The organism is Romboutsia sp. 1001285H_161024_C4 (genome assembly GCF_015550185.1).
Classification (GTDB): domain Bacteria; phylum Bacillota; class Clostridia; order Peptostreptococcales; family Peptostreptococcaceae; genus Romboutsia_C; species Romboutsia_C hominis.
In genome coordinates this window covers 195,759-215,611 of record NZ_JADNAJ010000002.1, presented here as the reverse complement: position 1 = coordinate 215,611, position 19,853 = coordinate 195,759, and the positions used below count along the sequence as shown (strand labels likewise).

Sequence of the window (19,853 nt, the reverse complement as noted above, 5' to 3'; positions counted from 1 at the left end):
ATCATTAATATTTATTAAAATAAAAGCCCAACTTATTAAGTTGGACTTTTTTGTTTAACTAATTTATTCTTGTGATTGTGTAGTATTTCCACTTCCTTCAGTACCAGTGTTATTTCCTCCACCTTGAGAAGGATTACTTCCTCCATTGTTTGAATTTTCTCCACTAGGTGAATTTCCACCTGTGTTTCCTCCAGTATTACCACCAGCATTATCCCCTGGTTTTTCTGGAGTAGTATTACCTGATTCCCCTGAGTTACCTTGACTATTTCCAGAATTATTTGAACCATTACCTGTCTCTGGTTTAGTGTTTTGATTTTCGTCTGGTGTAACTACTGGAGGAGTTTGTGTATTATCACTTTCCTCTTTTTTATTTTCTTCAGGTGGTGCTACTGGCTTAGGTCCCTTACTTACCACTACATCAACTGCTTCTCCATTCCCTGAAATAGATGTACCTGATTGAGGTGTCTGTCTAATTATATTTCCTTCTTTAAAGCTTTCGCTAAACTCTTGCTTAACATTGCCTAAAACTAAATTATTTTCTCTTAGTACACTCTCTGCTTCTATTAAGCTAAGTCCAACTACATTTGGAACCTGAGCTTGTTTTTTACCTTTACTTAAAACGATAGTTACAGAATCTCCTTCTTTTACTTGTTTTCCAGCTTCCGGCATTTGAGATATTACATGGTTAGCTTCTACATTTGTATCATATTCTTCTTTTATTGTTACATTTAAGCCTAAATCATCTAGCTTTCTTTGAGCTTCATCTAAGCTCATATTTTTAACATCAGGAGTAATCACTGTCTCCACTCCTGTTTGATTGCTATTTGATCCTAATAAATATTTGCCTGCTAGATAAACTTGAGCACCTAATATTATTATCAATATTACTGCTGCAACTACAAGTATTTTTTTCATTAAAGGGCTATCTTCTTTTACTTCTTTTTTTCTTCTATTTGAATTCTTAGATTTCTTTTTTTCATTTCTGTTTTGCTTAGGGTCTTCATACTCGTCTTCGTCTTCATAATCATCATATGCTTCTTCTTGATTATCATCAACATTAACCATAGAGTTTCTTAATTCCCTATCTTCTATCTTTTGAGTAGCATAGTTATCATATTCTTTTATAAAATCTAAATCTATATTCTTTTCTATGTACTCAATATCTTCTATCAATTCTTCTGCACTTTGATACCTATCAGCACTAGATTTTTCTGTTAGCTTTTTTATAATAGTTCTTACACTTTGAGGAATTCTAACTTTCTCCTCTTGAGTGAAATCTAAATTATCATTTATATGCTGAAGTGCTATTGATATAGGACTATCTCCCCTAAATGGTACCTTACCTATTAACATTTCATATAATACTATTCCTAAAGAATAAAGATCTGCATTACTAGTTACAAATTTACCTTTAGCTTGTTCTGGTGAAAAATAATGTACAGAACCTATTATACTTCCAATGTTTGTCATAGTAGAATTAGATACAGCCTTAGCTATACCAAAGTCTGCTACTTTAACTATTCTGCCTTCATTTGATATAAGTATATTGTGAGGTTTTATATCTCTATGAATAATACCTTTTCTATGTGCTGCACTAAGAGCCATAGCTATTTGTTTAGTTATATCAAGTGCAGTATATTCATCTAAAACACCTTCATTTTTTATTATTTCTTTTAAATTTTGCCCATCTATAAATTCCATTACTATGTAATGAACTTTTCCATCTTCTCCTACATCATATACATTTACTATATTAGGGTGCGATAAACTAGCTACAGCTTCTGCTTCTCTTTTAAATTTTCCTAAGAACTCCTCATCATCAACAAATTCAGGTCTTAAAACTTTTACAGCTACAGTTCTGTTTAAAAGTCTATCTTTAGCTTCATATACAAAAGCCATTCCTCCATCGCCAATTTTTCTAATAATTTCATATCTATTACCTAAAACAGTCTCTCCCACTTTATCACCATCCTATTTATCCTCTATTACTATAACAGATATATTGTCCCTTCCAGACATGCTGTTTGCTTTATTTATTAACTCATCACTTATCTCTTTGACTTCAATGTCTTTCATCATAATCTCTTCAATACTTTCATTATCAACAAATCCTGTTAAACCATCACTACATAAAAGAATTTTATCTCCTCTATCTATTTCATGCTTAAATATATCGACAATAACTATTTCTTCACTTCCCATAGCTCTTGTTATATGATTTCTTCTAGGATGATTTTTAGCTTCTTCCTCTGTTATGATGTTTGCCTTTATTAGCTCTTCAACTACAGAATGATCCATTGTAACTTTTTTAAATTCATTTTTACTTAATAAATAACATCTACTATCTCCAACATTAGCTACATATAACTTATTTTTATATAGTATAGCCGTTGTTAAAGTAGTCCCCATGCCTGAATATTCTTCACCACTTATAGACTTTTTATATATTATGGAGTTCACTTCATTATAAGCTTGTTTTATTATATCATCTATATAGTCTATTTTGATGTTATTATTTTGTAATAAGTTTTCCTTTAAGAAAAACATTATATTATCTACTGCTAGCTTACTTGCAACTTCTCCTTTTTTATGTCCACCCATTCCATCTGCTAGGGCAAATATGCCTATATCAGCAGAATCCGTTTTTATAATTTCACCCATACAATAATCTTCGTTATTTTTCCTAACTAGGCCTATGTCTGAGTCACAACTATAAATCATTAGACTTCCCCCCTAAAGCTACTTATGCTTTCTTCTTAATTGTCCACAAGCTCCACCAATATCAGAGCCCATAGATATTCTAACTGTAGCTGGTATATTATTTTTTTCTAATATATCTTTAAACTTGTATATATGAGACTTATCTGGACGTTTAAAGTCTCTTTCTTCTACATTGTTTATAGGTATTAAGTTAACATGACATAACATGCCCTTTAGTAACTTTATTAGTTCATTTGCTTCATTTGGCGAATCATTTACACCTTTTATAAGAGAGTACTCTAGGGTAACCCTTCTATTTGTCTTTTTTATATAATACTTGCAAGCATCTAGTATCTCCTTTATAGGATATGCATTTGCTATTGGCATAATTTCTTTTCTTTTTTCATCATATGGAGAGTGAAGTGATAAAGCAAGGTTTATAGGTATCTCTAAATCTGCAAGTTCTCTCATTTTTGGTGCTATACCACAAGTTGATAAAGTTATATGTCTATAACCTATATTTAAACCATTTTTATCATTTACTATTTCTAAAAACTTCTTAGTATTTTCAAAGTTATCTAGTGGTTCACCACTTCCCATTAAAACAAGATTTGATACTCTTTTACCTGTATCTTCTTGTATTTTTAGTATTTGATCTAAGATTTCCCAAGGCTCTAAATTTCTTAAAAGCCCATCTATAGTAGATGCACAAAACTTACATCCCATTCTACATCCTACTTGATTTGATATACAAACTGTAACTCTATCATCGTAATCCATCATTACAGTTTCTATTATATTACCATCGTTTAATAAAAATAAATACTTTTTAGTTTTATCAATCTTTGATTCTAATTTCAATTCGATTTCTATATTTCCTATATAGGATACTTCAGCTAATTTTTCTCTTAAACTTTTTGGAATATTATTCATATCATCAAAAGTCTTAGCACCCTTGTATATCCAAGAGTAAACTTGACTTCCTCTAAAAGCTTTTTCTCCTATAGTTTTCATAAACTCTTTTAGCTCTTCTTCTGTAAAGTTTTTTAATGCAACTTTATCTTGATTCATATTTTATCACTACCTTACTTTTCTTAATTTTGCTATAAAGAAACCATCCATTCCATGTATGTTAGGATATATTTTTAAATATCCTTTATCTTGGTTATCTAAATCTACATTCACTTCATCTATAGGTACTAATTCAAAATCATTGTTAGTCTTTATAAACTCATTTATTATATTTATATTCTCAGTATCTTCTATAGTACAAGTACTATATACAAGTATTCCATCTTTCTTAACATACTTAGATGCATTTTCTAATATAGTTTTTTGTATTAAAGGTAAATCTTTTAGTTCTGCCTTTGTTTTATATTTTATTTCTGGTTTTCTTTTTATTATTCCAAGTCCTGAACATGGTACATCTGCCAATACATAGTCAAATTTATTTATACTTTTTTCATCTACTTTAGATGAGTCAAATTTTTCTACAACTACATTTTTAAGACCTAATCTATTTACTGTTGATGTTATAAGTTTTAATTTATGTTCAAATATATCTCTGGCCAAAACTTCTCCAGTATTATTCATAAGAGTCGCTAAATGAGTAGTTTTTCCACCTGGTGCACTACACATATCAAGTACTAATGAATTTTTTTTAGGATTAACTACTTTTCCAACTAACATTGAACTTATATCTTGAACTGTAAATAATCCTTCTTTAAACAATTCATTATTTTCTATATTTTTAAAGTTTTCCACTCTTATAGCTTCTTCTATAAGGTTTACTTTATAAGCTTTTACACCTATATTATTTAGCTTTTCTATAAGTTCATCTCTGTTAATTTTTAAAGTGTTAACTCTTAAGTATAAATTTGGCTTTTCATTATTAGAATCTAATAAATCTTTTGTGAATTCTTCTCCAAAGTTTTTAATCCAATTTTTTATCATCCATGGACTATAAGAGTATTTAGTAGATAAATACATTATGTTATCATCTATATCTAATTTTAAAATCTCTTCTTTTTTTCTTATTATATTTCTAAGTATTGCATTTACAAATCCTGATGATCTTTTATCATATTTTTTGACTAAATTTACGGTCTCATTAACAGCTGCATAATCAGATATACTATCTAAAAATGCTATCTGATATACACCTAATCTTAGCAATATTTTAACACAAGTTGACATCTTTTGTGTCTTTATCTTAGAAAGTTTATTTATTATATAATCTAAATAATATTGATTTTCTATTACACCATATATTAATTCTGTAGCAAGACCTCTATCTTGATTAGTCATTTCAATTTTCTTAAAATGTTTATTTATTGATGTATTAGAATAATTATTATTCTCCTCAATATCTAAAAGTACCTTATATGCTATTTCTCTTGCCTTCATGCTATTTCTCCTTAATTTAAACAGAAAAAGTCCTAGAAACCCTAGGACAATCTCCTTTAATCATTATCTCTGTTTGCTATTGCTAGTAATCTAAGTAGTTGTAAAACTGAAGTTAATGCTGCAGCTACATAAGTTAATGCTGCTGCTGTAAGAACCTTTCTACTTTGATTAGATTCTCTTTTGTCTACTATTCCTAGATTATTAAGCTGAACTATAGCTCTACTTGATGCATTAAATTCAACTGGTAATGTTACTATTTGGAATAAGACTGATGCTGCAAATAGTATTATTCCTATTTCTAAAAATGGTCCCCTCATTATAAATCCTAAAGCAATTAATAACCAAGATATATTAGATGAAAAATTAACTATAGGAACTAAAGCACTTCTAAAATTAAGTGGTACATATCCTTTAGCATGCTGTATTGCATGGCCACATTCATGTGCCGCAACTGATATAGATGTTATCGATGTTCCATAATATATATCTTGTGATAATCTAACAGTATTACTTCTTGGATCATAATGGTCAGTTAAATGCCCTGTAACCATTTCTATAGATACGTTATTTAATCCATTAGAATTTAATATTGTTCTTGCTACTTGTTCTCCAGTATAACCTTTACTTGAATTCACTCTTAGATACTTACTAGTAGTACTACTTACTTTAAATTGAGCATAAATAGTAAAAAGTATCGCTGGAATTAATATCATAATTGTAGGGTCTAAACCATACCCATATCCATATGGATAAAACATATAAAACACTCCTATCTTAATTTAATATAGATTCTTATAAAGATAAGCTATATATTCTCTCTGTAAAAAATTTTATAGCTTCTTCAACTTCATTTATATCTATATTAGTATCTACACAAGGTCCATTAGGTCTTTTATTAAATACACCTAAAACGGGTACATGTCTCATATCTTGTACTCCAGCTGTTAAGTCCCTTTCACAAGCTACTGCTATAACAGCTTTTGGTCTGTTATCCATTATTATTTTTCTGGCTAGTGTTCCCCCTGTAGCTACAAATATATTTACATTTGTTTTTTCTTTTAATTTTACTAAATCTCCTATATTACACAAACCACAAGTTGCACAGTTTTCTATTTTGTTAGTAACTTTTAACTTACAGCTATTTCTTTGAACACAATGAGGTATTAATATTAATATTTCTTCTGGCTTTAAGTTATAACTATTACTATATATATATTTATTGTTTAATTTTATATATACCTTTCTTATTTCATTTTTGGGTATATTAACAAATTCTGCAATAATAGTTATTATAGGAAATAAAAATGATACGATTTTAAAGTTAACCTTCATTAAAGATGAGTCTACATCTTTATCCCTTATAATATTATTTGTAACTACTATAGAAAATATTATTACTATCGATGCTAATAATATTAGTATATCTGTTATTATAGCAAATACACCTGCTAAAGTAGATATAAAAAAGTTAACAAGTAAACCTATAGTCAAAAGAATTACTAATAATATACCTATGGCCGTCATATACTTTTTTGATTCTACCATTTTATTTACCTAGCCTAATATTTTTGAAGTATCTATACTGTTTCCCTTTATATATTCAGAAACTAAAACTCTTTTCTTTCCTGGCATTTGTATTTCTTCAAGTAATATTACTTTATCTAAAGTGCTTACTTTTATACCATCTTTATCAACGCTTAATATAGTTCCAGGTGCTTTTTGACTTTCCTCATTTAGCACTTTCGTCTTCCATACTTTCATAGTCTTTCCATCATAAGTTGTATATGCACTTGGCCATGGATTAACCCCTCTTACAAGGTTATGTATATCTTTTGCACTTTTATTAAAATCTATATTTCCTAAAGACTTATCCATCATAGGTGCATAACTAAACTCATCATGATTTTGCTTAGTTCTTGGTGCACACCCTTTTTCAATTAAGTCTAAAGTTTCTTTTAGAGTTTCTGCTCCAACAACCATCATCTTATCATGAAGCTCTCCTGCTGTTATTTCATTATCTAATGCAAACTCTTTTTGTAGTATCATATCTCCAGTATCTAGACCTTCATCCATATACATAGTAGTAACTCCTGTTTTTTCTTCACCATTTATTATTACCCAGTTTATAGGTGCCGCTCCTCTATATTTTGGAAGTAAAGAAACATGGACATTTATACAACCAAACTTAGGAATATCTAATATAGATTTAGGAAGTATTTGTCCATAAGCTACAACTACTATTACATCTGGATTTAATTCCTTTAATACATTTACAAACTCTTCATCTCTTGCCTTTAATGGTTGATATACTGGTATATCATATTTAAGTGCAAGCTCTTTAACAGGAGGCATTCCAAGCTTTTTACCTCTATTTTGAGGTTTATCTGGTTGAGTTATCACACCTATTACTTCATGTTTTTCATCTATTATTTTTTGTAAACACCCAAGAGCAATCTCAGGTGTACCCATAAATACTATCCTCATTTAATCATCTCCTACTACTTTTGTACTTTGTCTACAAATAATACACCATCTAAATGGTCTATTTCATGGCAAAATGCTCTTGCTAAAAATTCTTCAGCCTTTATTTCAACATATTGACCTTGTCTATTAAATGCTCTTACTGTTACATAATATGGTCTATTTACAGCTCCACATTCGCCTATAACACTTAAGCATCCTTCATCTCCTAATTGCTCTCCAGAAGTTTCTATTATTTCTGGATTTATAAGTTCTATTATACCATCACCGATATCTATAACAGCAACTCTCTTTAATACTCCTACTTGAGGTGCAGCAAGACCTACACCATCTGCATGATACATTGTTTCTGCCATATCATCTAATAATTGTATTAATCTATCATCTATTTTTTCTACCTTTTTTGCTTTTTTTCTTAAAATAGGGTCTCCTATTTGAACTATTTCTCTTAACGCCATTTTTGTCTCCTCCTATATTTTATAATATGTTGTTTGGATTAATATCTATGGATACATTAACCTCTTTATTAAACACTACGTCTCGTTTTGTTATACATATATATTTTATTATACCTTTTAATAGATTTATTTCAATATCCTCATCCTTAAATAATATCTGCCATCTATAATTTTGGTTTATTTTTGATATTGAACATGGGTTTGGACCTAATATGAAATCAAAATTATTTATACCCCTAGATTTGAGAAGATAAATAATTGAATCATACATATTCTTAGCATTTTGCTTTACTATATGTTCATTTTCACCGCTTATTACAACACTTACCATATTGTTAAAAGGAGCATATCCAAATGCTTTTCTGATTTTTATTTCATCTTCATAAAATCCTTCATAATCATAGTTTATGGCTCTTCTTATAGCATAGTGATCTGTATCATAAGTTTGAAGAATAACCTTACCTTCCTTATCAGATCTTCCTGCCCGTCCTGAAACTTGAGTTACTAGCTGAAATGTAGTTTCAAAACTTTTAAAATCCGGAAAATTCAATATCATATCTGCTGATAATATTCCTACTAAGGTTACATTGTCAAAGTCTAATCCCTTACTCAACATTTGTGTTCCTATTAATATGTCTGCTTCTTTATTTTTAAATTTATTAATAATTTCTTCTAATGAACCTTTTTTAGAGGTAGTATCTTTATCCATTCTAAGAATTTTTGCATCTTTGAATATATTTTTTAACTCTTCCTCTATCTTTTGAGTTCCTATTCCAAAAGGTTTTACATAGTTGCTTCCACATTCTGGGCACTCATGAGGTATTTCTTTTTCATAACCACAATAATGGCACCTTCCTATGTTATTTCTTTTGTGATATGTTAATGATATATCACAATTTTCACATTGAAATACATAACTACAGTTTCTACATGATACAAAACTTGCATAACCTCTTCTATTTAAAAATAATATTACCTGATTATTATTTTTAATAGCAGTTTCTATTTCTTGTTGTAGTCTTATGCTAAATATACTCTTATTTCCATTATTTAGTTCTAATTTCATATCTACAACTTCAATTTTTGGAAGCGGTCTTTTATTAGCTCTAGATTTTATTTCTATTAATTCATACTCTTTATTGCAAGCTTTATAGTATTCTTCAACAGATGGAGTTGCAGAACCTAATATCAACGATATATTTTCCTTGTGCGACATATACCTAGCAACTTCTATAGTGCTAAATTTAGGGTTTTTCTCTGACTTATATGAAGACTCATGAAATTCATCTATTATTATTACACCTAAGTTTTTAAATGGAGCAAATAATGCAGATCTTGCACCTATTAATATTCTTATTTTGCCTGCTTTTATAGCTTTATACACATCATGTTTTTGACCTTCTGATAATTGACTATGAAATACTCCTACTATATCTCCAAACCTATTTTTTAATCTATCTATAGTTTGTGGAGTTAGAGATATCTCTGGTACTAAAAATATACTATCTAAACCTTGATTTAGTGCATAATCTATAACTTCCATATATACTTCTGTCTTACCACTACCTGTTACACCATGAATCATGTAAGGTTTTTTATTTTCTTCAAACATCTCTGATGTTATTTTATTAACAGCATATAATTGCTCTTTATTTAATTTTATATCTTTATAGTCCGTGCTATATATATCTTTAGGCCTTCTATAATAATCTCTTATTTCTAAATTAATTAAATTCTTATCATATAATGATGTTATGCTTTTTTTAGATGCATTTAACAATTCCATTATATCATTTATTTCACTATCATCATTGTACTTTAAAAAGTTTATAACTTCTTTTTGCTTACTTCCTAGGGCTATCTTATTGTTTTTTATATATTCATCTATATAATCACTATCAATAGCTAATGATACATAGCATATTTTCTTTTCATTTTTATGATCTTTATATTCCCATAAAATATCTATTATATTTTTTTTATTAAGTCTGTAAAGTATATTATTTATCTTATTTATAGACTTTAATTTATCTATTTTTATCTTTCCTTTGTTATCTAGTATAGAATTTACTACTATCTGCTCATCTTCATTTAATGAACTAATTACACCTTTTATTTCTAATTGGTCTAAATTTCTTATATCGCTATTTAAAACTGCAACTTTATAATTATTTAACTTATATCCTTTTGGATATATTAAGTTTATACAATCTATATATGTGCACAGATATCTATTTTTCATCCATTTTACCAATTCTAAATCTTCTTTTGAAAATATAGGCTCTTTATCTAATACATCTATAATTTCTTTTAACCTTATGTTATCTTCTACTTTATTATTTATCTCAAAGACAAAGGCTTCTGTAGGTTTATTTCCTCTACCAAAAGGAACTAAAACTCTATGACCTACTTTTAAATCATCTATTAAAAGATTTGAAAATTTGTATGTAAATAAATTGTCTGTATGTATAGTATTGCTTCTTACTACTAATTTCGCATACTTTTCCATTATAAAACATCTATCTCCTACTCGTATTAACTAGATTATATCCTTTTTAATAGCTATTTACTCAATTATACCTCTTGCTAAAAATAAAAGCATCTAAATTAATAGATGCTTATCTTTGTAGTAACTTATTGACATTATCTAATATAACATCTGCCACTTCTTCTTTTTTCATTTTTGGATATTCTGTAATATTTCCATCTTTATCTATAATCTTAACTATATTAGTATCTACACCAAATCCAGCGCCTTTTTTAGTTAAATCATTAGCTACAATAAAATCTAGATTCTTTTTCTTTATTTTACCTTTAGCATTTTCTATAAGGTCATTAGTTTCTGCTGCAAATCCAACTAGTATTTTATCTTTTTTTATCTTGCCTATTTCATAAGCTATATCTTTATTTCTTTCTAATTCTATAGATAAATCATCATCAGATTTTTTTATTTTCTTATTAGAATAGTTTTTAGGCTTATAATCTGCTACTGCTGCACTTTTTATTACAACTTGATTATCATCTAAGTTTTCTAAAACTGCATTATACATATCCTCAGCACTTTCTATTTTTATAAGCTTTTTTATATTTTTAGGAACTTCTAGATTAGTTTGTCCTGATATTAAAGTTACATTAGCACCTCTATTTGCTGCTTGAGTTGCAATTGCATATCCCATCTTACCTGTAGATCTATTGCTTATAAATCTCATTGGATCTATGCTTTCTACTGTAGGTCCAGCAGTAACTATTATATTTTTACCAATTAAATCTTGCTTTTGTGTAAGTAAATTAACTACTTCATTTACTATTACCTCTGGTGATGCTAACTTACCTTTTCCAGTATCTCCACAAGCAAGTCTTCCACTTTCTGGATCTACAAAATTACAACCTAGTTCCTTTAATATTTTTATATTTCTTTGAAGTACAGGATTTTCATACATATTAGTATTCATAGCAGGTGCTATTAATACTTTTGCCTTAGTAGCCATAACTGTTGTTGTAAGCATGTCATCAGCTATGCCATTAGCCATTTTACCTATGAAATTAGCAGTTGCAGGTGCTATTAAAAATACATCTGCTTTTTTAGCTAGTGATACATGCTCTACATCCCAAGTTTTTGGTTCTTCAAACATATCACAAACTACATAGTTTTGGCTTAATGATTGAAATGATAATGGAGTTACAAATTCAGTAGCAGCTTTAGTCATTATAACATGAACATTTACACCTAATTTTCTAAGTCTACTTACTACATCTAATGATTTGTATACAGCTATTCCTCCACTTACTCCTAGTACAACAGTTTTACCTTTTAACATAAGAATTACTCCTCTTCTGTAATTTTTTGTTCTAAGTGCTTTTCAGCTTCATTTAAATCTATTTCTTCTTGAGTTAATAATCTATAGCTTATTTTACCATCAGCAACTTCTTGAGTCGCTATAGTTACAGGTTTGTTATCTCTAGTTTTTGTAGTTGTTATAGGCTCAGCACCGTCTATTATTTCTCTAGCTCTTTTTGCTACTGTTCCAACTAAATAATATCTGTTGTCTATTTTGTTTAATACTTCATTTATTGATGGTTTTAACATTTTATAATTCCTCCTTGAATTTTGCTATTATATTATTTTTATATCTATTAACTTTATTTTTTTCCGCTAATATTATACTTTCTAATTCTTTTACTGATGTATTTACATCTTTATTCACTACAAAATAGTCGTAATCAGATATTTTGTTTATTTCTTCAAATGCACAACTAAATCTTTTGTGTATTTCTTCTTCTGTTTCTGTTCCTCTTCCAACTATTCTATTTTTTAATTCTTCAAGAGATGGCGGTAATACAAATATAAATACACCCTCTGGATATACATCTTTTATTTGCTTAGCTCCTTGCATTTCTATCTCTAATATGACATCTTGTCCATTTTCTAAAGATTCTATTATAGCAGCCTTTGGTGTACCATAAAAATTGTCATAAATTTGAGCATACTCTAAAAATTCACCATTATTTATCATCGTTTGGAATTTTTCTTTTTCTAAAAAGAAGTAATTAACTCCATCAACTTCGCCATTTCTTGGCTTTCTAGTTGTTGCTGATACCGATAATTTTATATCGTGATTTTTGTTTAGTAGCTCTTTGCATATTGTACCTTTACCAGCTCCTGATGGACCAGATACAACTAATAATAGCCCTTTTTTCTTAAGCATTACTATCTTCCTTTCTGATATACAAGTTTCATTATTATATATTTTATTATTATTTATTCTATATTTTGTATTTGCTCTCTTATTTTCTCTAATTCAGATTTAACTTCTACTACTAAATTAGTTATATTTAAGTCTGATGATTTTGATCCTATTGTATTTGTTTCTCTGTTCATTTCTTGTATTAGGAAGTCTATCTTTCTTCCTATTGATTCGTCTTTTACTATAGTCTTTTTTAATTGCTCTATATGACTTTTAAATCTTACTATTTCCTCTGTTATACTGCTTTTATCTGCATATATTGCAACTTCTTGTGCCAATCTATTTTCATCTATTATGCTAGGATTTTCTAGTATCTCAGATATTCTAGTATTTAATTTTTCTTTATAATCAATAACAACATTATATGAATACTTTTCAATTTCTTCAATATAATTTTTAAGAAGGTCACATCTCATTATAACATCTTCTGCTAATTTTTTACCTTCTTCTATTCTCATTTCTTTTAAATTACTTAAAGCTTCTTCTAAAGATTTTTTAAGCATTTCCCATAAAAATTCTTCATCTTCTTCTTTTTCTTCAGCTTTTATTATGTCAGGAAACTTAGCTATATTCATAACGCTTATATCATCTATTAAATCAAACTTATTTTTTATTTGATTTAATATTCCTACATATTGACTAGCTAATACTTCATCGAATTTTAAGTTTACATCTTCACTACCTAATACGTCAAGCTTTATGTATAAATCAACTCTACCTCTTTTTACATAATTTTTTATTAAGTTTCTTGCCTTTTCTTCTAAAAATGATATCTTTCTTGGTAATCTTATATTTATATCTGCATATTTATGATTTATAGTCTTACACTCTATTAAAAAATAATAGTTATCATCTTTATATTCTCCTCTACCAAAGCCAGTCATACTTATTGCCATATTATACCTCCAAAATACCTTCACATATTTTAACTGCAGGCCCTGTCATATATATACAGTCCTCATTTATATCTATTTTTACACATCCACCTTGTGATGTTACATATACATTTTTATCTAATTTTCTTAAAAAGTTTCCTATAACTGCTGATGCTGTCATTCCTGTACCACATCCTAAAGTATAACCACATCCTCTTTCCCAAGTAGCTACTTTTATATTATTATTATCTTCAATTTTTACAAAGTTTACATTAGTGCCTTTTAAAAACATTTTATTTTTTTCTATTTCACTTCCATATTTATGTACATCATTTAAGTTTATATCATCTACAAAAACAACAGTATGAGGAACTCCCATTAACATAGAGCTTACTATAAATTCTTTATCTTTTACTTTTATCTTTTGCTCTAAGAAAGTTTCCATAGTATGAATCATAGATATGTTTTTACACAAGAAGCTTCCACTTCCCATATTAACTTTTACTAAACTTGTTATATTATCCTCTTTGTTTATATTTACTTCTTTTATTCCATCAAGAGTTTCTATTTTAAAATTTTCTTTTAATACTATCTCATTGTCATAAACATATTTAGCAAAACATCTAAGTCCATTTCCACACATAGATGCTATCGACCCATCAGAATTATAATATAACATTTTAACATCTGCTATGTTAGATTTCTTAACAATTAAAAGCCCATCAGCACCTACTGAAAATTTTCTATTACATACTTTTTTTGCTATTTTTTCGTATTCATCATATTGATTAAACCTTTGGTCTATAACTATAAAATCATTCCCTATCCCATGTAATTTCCAAAATTCCATACTATCCCCCTCTAATTTAATCCCTAACTTAATATTATACAATATATTAATAAGAAAGGGAAATTATATAGATATAAAATTTGTTTTTATCCCCTTATAATTAATTATATACTTTCTTTAATTAATTTTGATAAATATTCACAATATACTTATATTATGTAATAATTATTATATATTGTTCATCTAAGAAAGGAGCGATTATTATGGCTTTAGATGGTTTAGTTATACATTCTATAGTAAACGAGCTACAATCAAAGATTTTAGGAGGTAAGATAGATAAAGTATACCAACCTGAAAACGATGAAGTTGTTTTACATATAAGAAACAATAAAGAGAACTTTAAATTAGTATTAAGTGCTAGTGCCTCAAATCCAAGGGTATATTTAGCTAAGGATTATAAAAAAGAAAATCCTATAAATGCCCCTATGTTTTGTATGCTTTTTAGAAAACATATACAAGGAGGTAATATAGTAAATATATCTCAGGTAGGTTTTGAAAGAATAGTAAAAATAAGTGTAGAGTCTCTTGATGAGTTGAAGGAAAAAACTACAAAGGATATATATATAGAAATAATGGGTAGACACAGTAATATAATACTTACTCATTCAAATGATAATAAAATAATAGACTCAGCAAAGAGAATACCTCCTAGCATAAGTAGGGTTAGACAGATACTCCCAGGTATGACTTACAATCTACCTCCTGCTCAAGATAAATTAAATCCTTTAGATGATATATCTGAAGATGAATTTATGAAAGAATTAGAATCTTTTGATGGTAACTTATACAAGTCTATTTACTCTAGATTTTTAGGAATAAGCCCTGTTATTTCCAAGGAAATTTGTCATAGAGCAAACATAAATGAAAATTTAAGTACATCTGAGTATTCTTTTGATGATTTAAGATCTTTATATAAAGAGTTTAAAGGTTTATTTAAAGATATGAAAAATAATATCTATTCTCCATGTGTTGTAGTAGATGAAAGTGTTGATAAAATCATAGATTTTAGTTGCGTAGATTTAACAATGTTTAAAGATTTATCTTTTGTTAAAAATGATAGTATGTCTTATATAATTGAATATTACTATAAAACTAAGGATATAAAAGACAGAATTCATCAAAGATCTTCTGATTTAAGAAAAAGTATTTCTATAAAGTTAGATAGACTTTACAATAAACTAAAAAAACAAAATGAAGAACTTATAGCATCTGAGAATGCTGATATATACAAGATTTATGGAGAACTTATAACTTCATATATCTACATGATAGAAAAAGGTATGGAAAGTGTTGAGGTTCAAAACTTCTACGACCCAGAATATAAAACTATAAAAATAAAACTTAATAAAAATCTAACTCCTTCTGAGAATGCTCAGAAGTACTTTAAAAAATATACTAAGATGAAAACTGCTAAAATAGAAATAACTCATCAAATAGATATAACCAAAGATGAAATAGAATATTTAGAGAATATAATGCTTAGTATAGAAAATTGTGAAAACCTAGCAGAGCTACTTGATATAAGAGAAGAGCTAGGTAGAGTTGGTTATTTAAAATCATCTAGTAAAAATAAAAAAGAAACTAAGCTTACAACTAAACCTCATGAATTTTTAAGTAGTGATGGATTTAAAATATTGGTAGGTAAAAATAATAAACAAAACGATCATCTTACTTTAAAGATTGCAAGTAATGATGATATATGGATGCATACTAAAAATATACCAGGTTCTCATGTTATTATAAAATCTGATTCTAAAGATATACCTGAAACAACTTTATATGAAGGTGCTATGCTTGCTGCATACTTTAGTAAATCAAAAATGTCTGCACAAGTTCCTGTTGATTATACAAAAAAGAAAAATGTCAAAAAGCCTAATGGAGCAAAACCTGGTATGGTAATATATGAAACTAACAACACAATGTATGTAACTCCTACAGATGAACTTGTTGCAAAGCTTAGAATAAAAGAAAATTAAAACAAACTTTAAACATTTAAATCTAAACTTTTTATTAATAATATTAAAAGCCTTATGGATTTCCATAAGGCTTTTTTATCTATTTCATCATATCATTATATTCTTTTTCTGTTCTTGGAACGTTTATTTCTCCATCTATAACTTTTTTAGCTTGTTTATTTACATAATCTATTATTTCTTGAGGTACAAGCTTGTTAGTATTTTCTGGTATACCTACTGCACCTTCTTTTAATCCATAAACTTGAGCTTCTCCACCTTTGTAGTTCCCTTCAACTAATGATTTAGCTAAATCATAAGATGCTACGTTTAATTTCTTTAATGCAGATGTTATTACATTATCTGGAGCTAAATAACTTTGATCTCTATCAACACCTATAGCATATTTATTATTTTCTCTAGCTGCTTCTATAGCACCTGTTCCTGTATCCCCTGCTGCTGATAATATTGTATCTACATTTGAAGCATACATTTGCTTAGCTATTGATTTACCTTTTGCTTGATCACTAAATGAGTTTGCATATTGCTGTGCTACTTTTACATCTTTGTTAGTAGTCTCTACTCCATACTTGTATCCATATTGATATTTACTTATAGCTGGAGTTGGCATTCCTCCTATAAATCCTACATTATTAGTCTTAGTCATCTTAGCAGCTATTATTCCTGTTAAGTATGCTGCTTCTTCTTCTTTAAATATTACAGGCACAACATTTTCTGGAATTTTGTCATATGTTTCATCCATTAATGCAAATTTTTGGTCTGGATAACTTTCTGCTGATTCTTTTATAGCATCTTTTAATTGGTATCCAACACCTATTATTAAATCAGTTTCTTGGTCTACTAATGTCTCTATATTTTGTATATAATCAGATTCTTGTGGTGATTCTAAGTATTTTATATCTATATTAAAATCTTCTTTAGCTTTTTGTAATCCTTCCCACGTAGCTTGGTTAAATGATTGATCAGTTATACTTCCTTCCCCTAACACTATCCCTACTGAAAGATTTGAATTTGCCTTTTCATTTTTTGATGAACATCCAGTTAGCAATGTTGCTGACAATACTACTGATGCTGCTATTGATATTAGCTTTTTAAACTTCATAAACTCCTCCTAAATGCTATTGAACTTTAATCTTAAATTTTTATTTTTCGTTCGACAATAGGTTTTTATTTTACAATACATATTATAATTTGTCTATACTTTTGCTTTTATTTTCTATTTTTTATAATTTTTTTCGTATATATACGATCATTATTTGTATATCATTCATTTTTTAGTATTTATTATTAAGTATAAAAAATTTTAAATTTATTATAAAAAATAAAAGCTATAAAGTTTGAGATTATTCAAACTTTATAGCTTTTTATTTATATATTATACTATTGTAGCTTGTGGAGATACATTTTTAGTATCTTCTTTTGCTTTAAATTCACTATTATTTAATATCCTATTTAATATAACTCCAACTATAGCCGATAAACTAAGCCCTGTTATAGATACAGCTTCAGTAATAGGTATACCTATTACTATACCCTTATTTCCTAAATAAGTTGTTCCAAGTCCTATTATCATTATCGTAGCTATTATTATTATATTATTTTTATTTTGAGTACATTCTCCATCTTTTATAGTTTTAAACCCTACAAAAGTTATCATAGAGAATAATAATATACTTATTCCACCCATTACTGCTTGAGGTATACTTTGTAAGAATCCCCCAAACTTACCTATGCAAGAAAGTATTATAGCAAATACTGCTGTTCTTCTTAATAAAGAAGGATCATAGTTTTTAGTTATAGCTAAAACTGCTGTATTTTCTCCATACGTAGTATTTGCAGGACCTCCTAAGAATCCAGCTACCATAGTTGCTAATCCATCTCCTAGCAAGGTTTTATTTAATCCCGGATTTTCTATGAAATTCTTACCAACCACTGCTCCATTTGTAGTCATATCTCCTATATGTTCCATAAATACTGCTAGAACTACTGGAGCTATTATTACTATAGCTTCTAAGCTAAACTTTGGTAATGTAAACTTTGGTATCTCAACTAAACTTGCTTGTGTTATTGTAGATACATCTACTAATCCCATCGCTAAACATATCACATATCCTGAAATAACTGCTATTAATATTCCTAATTGCTTTATAAATCCTTTTGCAAACTTATTTATACAAAATGCTATTCCTAAAGTTATTATTGCTATTAAAAAGTTTGATGAGGCCATATTAAATGCTGTTGGTAATAAGTTAAGACCTATTACACCTATCATAGCTCCTGTTACTTGTGGTGGAAAATATTTTTTTATCTTATCTATTCCTACCGCTTTAACTGCAAAAGACATTATTACATATATAAGTCCCGCTACCATTATACCACCTTGAGCATAAGCTAAGTCTCCGCCATAAGCTTCTTTAGCTGCTAATATTACTGGTATAAACGCAAAGCTTGAACCTAAAAATACTGGTACTTTTCCACCTGTACAAGCATGAAATATTAAAGTTCCTACACCTGCACAAAATATTGCTACTGCAGGATTAAATCCTGTCAATATAGGAACTAACACTGTTGCTCCAAACATTGCTAATAGATGTTGTAATGACATTACTGTTTTTTTCATAAAAAAACCTCCCATAAATTTTTTAGGGAGAAATACTTCTCCCTTTTTCAGTCTCTCTGTACTGATTTAAAAGGCACTATTGTATATTGATTATAGTGTATTTAATTATTCGTTTATTGTTACACAATCTTCTTTGTCTGTTTCTGCTAACTTAACGCATATTATTTCTTTATTTGATGTTGGCACATTTTTACCTACATAATCTGCTCTTACAGGTAACTCTCTATGTCCTCTATCAACTAATACTGCTAGTTGTATAGATTTTGGTCTTCCAATATCCATTAGTGCATCTAGCGCACCTCTTACAGTTCTTCCAGTGTATAATACATCGTCAACTAGTATAACTTTCTTATCATTTATATCAAAATCTATGTTAGAACCATTGATCACAGGATCTACATCTACTTCTTTTAAATCATCTCTATATAAAGTTATATCGATTTCTCCTGTGTTAACTTTTTTTCCTTCTATCTGTTCAATTTTTTTAGATATTCTATGAGCTATAGGTACTCCTCTAGTTTTTATACCTACTAAAACTACATCTTCAATACCTTTGTTTCTTTCTATTATTTCATGGCTTATTCTTGTTATAGCTCTACCAATTGCTTTTTCATCCATTAATTGGGCCTTTTCTATCATGGTGACCTCCTATTATATAAGATTTTTTGTTTAAAAAAGCTTCTTATCACAAGACAAGAAGCTTATATATTCTAATTAAATATAAGTATGATTAATAAATTAAACC

At 28.2% G+C, this 19,853-nt stretch carries 18 protein-coding genes; 1 reads left to right on the top strand and 17 read right to left on the bottom strand.

The window, feature by feature from the left end:
- Nucleotides 1-63 precede the first annotated feature (63 nt).
- The 14 genes from pknB to dapF all read right to left on the bottom strand — a co-directional run bounded on the left by pknB (nt 64) and on the right by dapF (nt 14,515).
- Nucleotides 64-1,959, bottom strand: coding sequence for a Stk1 family PASTA domain-containing Ser/Thr kinase (gene pknB / locus I1959_RS04505; RefSeq protein WP_195237246.1), 1,896 nt, complete (start codon nt 1,957-1,959; stop codon nt 64-66).
- Between the two features lie 12 nt (nt 1,960-1,971).
- Nucleotides 1,972-2,721 (bottom strand): Stp1/IreP family PP2C-type Ser/Thr phosphatase, encoded by a 750-nt coding sequence (locus tag I1959_RS04500; RefSeq protein WP_195237244.1) that lies wholly within the window; start codon nt 2,719-2,721, stop codon nt 1,972-1,974.
- A gap of 18 nt (nt 2,722-2,739) precedes the next feature.
- A complete protein-coding gene (gene rlmN, locus I1959_RS04495) occupies nt 2,740-3,771 on the bottom strand; it encodes a 23S rRNA (adenine(2503)-C(2))-methyltransferase RlmN (protein WP_092924337.1) in 1,032 nt (343 codons plus the stop codon).
- Nucleotides 3,772-3,780: 9 nt separating this feature from the next.
- Nucleotides 3,781-5,106: a 16S rRNA (cytosine(967)-C(5))-methyltransferase RsmB gene (gene rsmB, locus I1959_RS04490; RefSeq protein ID WP_195237242.1), complete on the bottom strand. Its 1,326-nt coding sequence runs from the start codon at nt 5,104-5,106 to the stop codon at nt 3,781-3,783.
- A 56-nt stretch (nt 5,107-5,162) separates the two neighbouring features.
- Complete coding sequence (locus tag I1959_RS04485) at nt 5,163-5,864, bottom strand: zinc metallopeptidase (RefSeq protein ID WP_092924331.1); 702 nt, start codon at nt 5,862-5,864, stop codon at nt 5,163-5,165.
- 34 nt (nt 5,865-5,898) lie between these two features.
- A complete protein-coding gene (locus I1959_RS04480; protein WP_166505872.1) occupies nt 5,899-6,651 on the bottom strand; it encodes a DUF116 domain-containing protein in 753 nt (250 codons plus the stop codon).
- 9 nt (nt 6,652-6,660) lie between these two features.
- Nucleotides 6,661-7,590: a methionyl-tRNA formyltransferase gene (gene fmt, locus I1959_RS04475; RefSeq protein ID WP_195237240.1), complete on the bottom strand. Its 930-nt coding sequence runs from the start codon at nt 7,588-7,590 to the stop codon at nt 6,661-6,663.
- Between the two features lie 14 nt (nt 7,591-7,604).
- On the bottom strand, nt 7,605-8,045 hold the full coding sequence (gene def, locus I1959_RS04470) for a peptide deformylase (RefSeq protein ID WP_092924321.1): 441 nt from the start codon (nt 8,043-8,045) through the stop codon (nt 7,605-7,607).
- A 19-nt stretch (nt 8,046-8,064) separates the two neighbouring features.
- The gene (gene priA, locus I1959_RS04465; RefSeq protein ID WP_195237238.1) at nt 8,065-10,554 is read right to left on the bottom strand and encodes a primosomal protein N'; all 2,490 of its coding nucleotides are present in this window, start codon (nt 10,552-10,554) and stop codon (nt 8,065-8,067) included.
- 109 nt (nt 10,555-10,663) lie between these two features.
- Complete coding sequence (coaBC, locus tag I1959_RS04460; RefSeq protein WP_166505875.1) at nt 10,664-11,863, bottom strand: bifunctional phosphopantothenoylcysteine decarboxylase/phosphopantothenate--cysteine ligase CoaBC; 1,200 nt, start codon at nt 11,861-11,863, stop codon at nt 10,664-10,666.
- A gap of 5 nt (nt 11,864-11,868) precedes the next feature.
- On the bottom strand, nt 11,869-12,132 hold the full coding sequence (gene rpoZ / locus I1959_RS04455; RefSeq protein ID WP_166505876.1) for a DNA-directed RNA polymerase subunit omega: 264 nt from the start codon (nt 12,130-12,132) through the stop codon (nt 11,869-11,871).
- A gap of 1 nt (nt 12,133) precedes the next feature.
- On the bottom strand, nt 12,134-12,751 hold the full coding sequence (gmk, locus tag I1959_RS04450) for a guanylate kinase (protein ID WP_092924309.1): 618 nt from the start codon (nt 12,749-12,751) through the stop codon (nt 12,134-12,136).
- 53 nt (nt 12,752-12,804) lie between these two features.
- Nucleotides 12,805-13,686, bottom strand: a complete 882-nt coding sequence (locus tag I1959_RS04445; RefSeq protein WP_092924306.1) for a YicC/YloC family endoribonuclease — start codon at nt 13,684-13,686, stop codon at nt 12,805-12,807.
- A gap of 1 nt (nt 13,687) precedes the next feature.
- Nucleotides 13,688-14,515 carry a diaminopimelate epimerase gene (dapF, locus tag I1959_RS04440; protein WP_166505877.1) on the bottom strand — a complete coding sequence of 276 codons (828 nt, stop codon included), beginning with the start codon at nt 14,513-14,515 and terminating at the stop codon, nt 13,688-13,690.
- A gap of 203 nt (nt 14,516-14,718) precedes the next feature.
- Between dapF and I1959_RS04435 the strand changes: the two genes are divergently transcribed.
- Complete coding sequence (locus tag I1959_RS04435) at nt 14,719-16,491, top strand: Rqc2 family fibronectin-binding protein (protein WP_195237237.1); 1,773 nt, start codon at nt 14,719-14,721, stop codon at nt 16,489-16,491.
- A gap of 79 nt (nt 16,492-16,570) precedes the next feature.
- On the opposite strand, the gene I1959_RS04430 is transcribed toward I1959_RS04435, so the two are convergent.
- From I1959_RS04430 to pyrR, 3 genes are all read right to left on the bottom strand, one after another.
- Entirely contained in the window at nt 16,571-17,590 is a 1,020-nt protein-coding gene (locus tag I1959_RS04430; RefSeq protein ID WP_166505879.1) for a BMP family lipoprotein, read from the bottom strand.
- Between the two features lie 273 nt (nt 17,591-17,863).
- Nucleotides 17,864-19,108, bottom strand: a complete 1,245-nt coding sequence (locus I1959_RS04425; RefSeq protein WP_092924295.1) for a uracil-xanthine permease family protein — start codon at nt 19,106-19,108, stop codon at nt 17,864-17,866.
- 105 nt (nt 19,109-19,213) lie between these two features.
- Nucleotides 19,214-19,747 (bottom strand): bifunctional pyr operon transcriptional regulator/uracil phosphoribosyltransferase PyrR, encoded by a 534-nt coding sequence (gene pyrR, locus I1959_RS04420; protein WP_092924293.1) that lies wholly within the window; start codon nt 19,745-19,747, stop codon nt 19,214-19,216.
- Nucleotides 19,748-19,853 lie beyond the last annotated feature (106 nt).

Bases quoted from the DNA above. Each gene is read 5' to 3' on its own strand.
- def (WP_092924321.1), bottom strand. From the start codon at position 8,045: ATGGCGTTAAGAGAAATAGTTCAAATAGGAGACCCTATTTTAAGAAAA.
- gmk (WP_092924309.1), bottom strand. From the start codon at position 12,751: ATGCTTAAGAAAAAAGGGCTATTATTAGTTGTATCTGGTCCATCAGGA.
- I1959_RS04435 (WP_195237237.1), top strand. From the start codon at position 14,719: ATGGCTTTAGATGGTTTAGTTATACATTCTATAGTAAACGAGCTACAA.
- rpoZ (WP_166505876.1), bottom strand. From the start codon at position 12,132: ATGTTAAAACCATCAATAAATGAAGTATTAAACAAAATAGACAACAGA.
- fmt (WP_195237240.1), bottom strand. From the start codon at position 7,590: ATGAGGATAGTATTTATGGGTACACCTGAGATTGCTCTTGGGTGTTTA.
- pyrR (WP_092924293.1), bottom strand. From the start codon at position 19,747: ATGATAGAAAAGGCCCAATTAATGGATGAAAAAGCAATTGGTAGAGCT.
- priA (WP_195237238.1), bottom strand. From the start codon at position 10,554: ATGGAAAAGTATGCGAAATTAGTAGTAAGAAGCAATACTATACATACA.
- I1959_RS04500 (WP_195237244.1), bottom strand. From the start codon at position 2,721: ATGATTTATAGTTGTGACTCAGACATAGGCCTAGTTAGGAAAAATAAC.
- I1959_RS04485 (WP_092924331.1), bottom strand. From the start codon at position 5,864: ATGTTTTATCCATATGGATATGGGTATGGTTTAGACCCTACAATTATG.
- I1959_RS04425 (WP_092924295.1), bottom strand. From the start codon at position 19,108: ATGAAAAAAACAGTAATGTCATTACAACATCTATTAGCAATGTTTGGA.
- I1959_RS04445 (WP_092924306.1), bottom strand. From the start codon at position 13,686: ATGGCAATAAGTATGACTGGCTTTGGTAGAGGAGAATATAAAGATGAT.
- coaBC (WP_166505875.1), bottom strand. From the start codon at position 11,863: ATGTTAAAAGGTAAAACTGTTGTACTAGGAGTAAGTGGAGGAATAGCT.
- rsmB (WP_195237242.1), bottom strand. From the start codon at position 5,106: ATGAAGGCAAGAGAAATAGCATATAAGGTACTTTTAGATATTGAGGAG.
- dapF (WP_166505877.1), bottom strand. From the start codon at position 14,515: ATGGAATTTTGGAAATTACATGGGATAGGGAATGATTTTATAGTTATA.
- I1959_RS04480 (WP_166505872.1), bottom strand. From the start codon at position 6,651: ATGGTAGAATCAAAAAAGTATATGACGGCCATAGGTATATTATTAGTA.
- I1959_RS04430 (WP_166505879.1), bottom strand. From the start codon at position 17,590: ATGAAGTTTAAAAAGCTAATATCAATAGCAGCATCAGTAGTATTGTCA.
- rlmN (WP_092924337.1), bottom strand. From the start codon at position 3,771: ATGAATCAAGATAAAGTTGCATTAAAAAACTTTACAGAAGAAGAGCTA.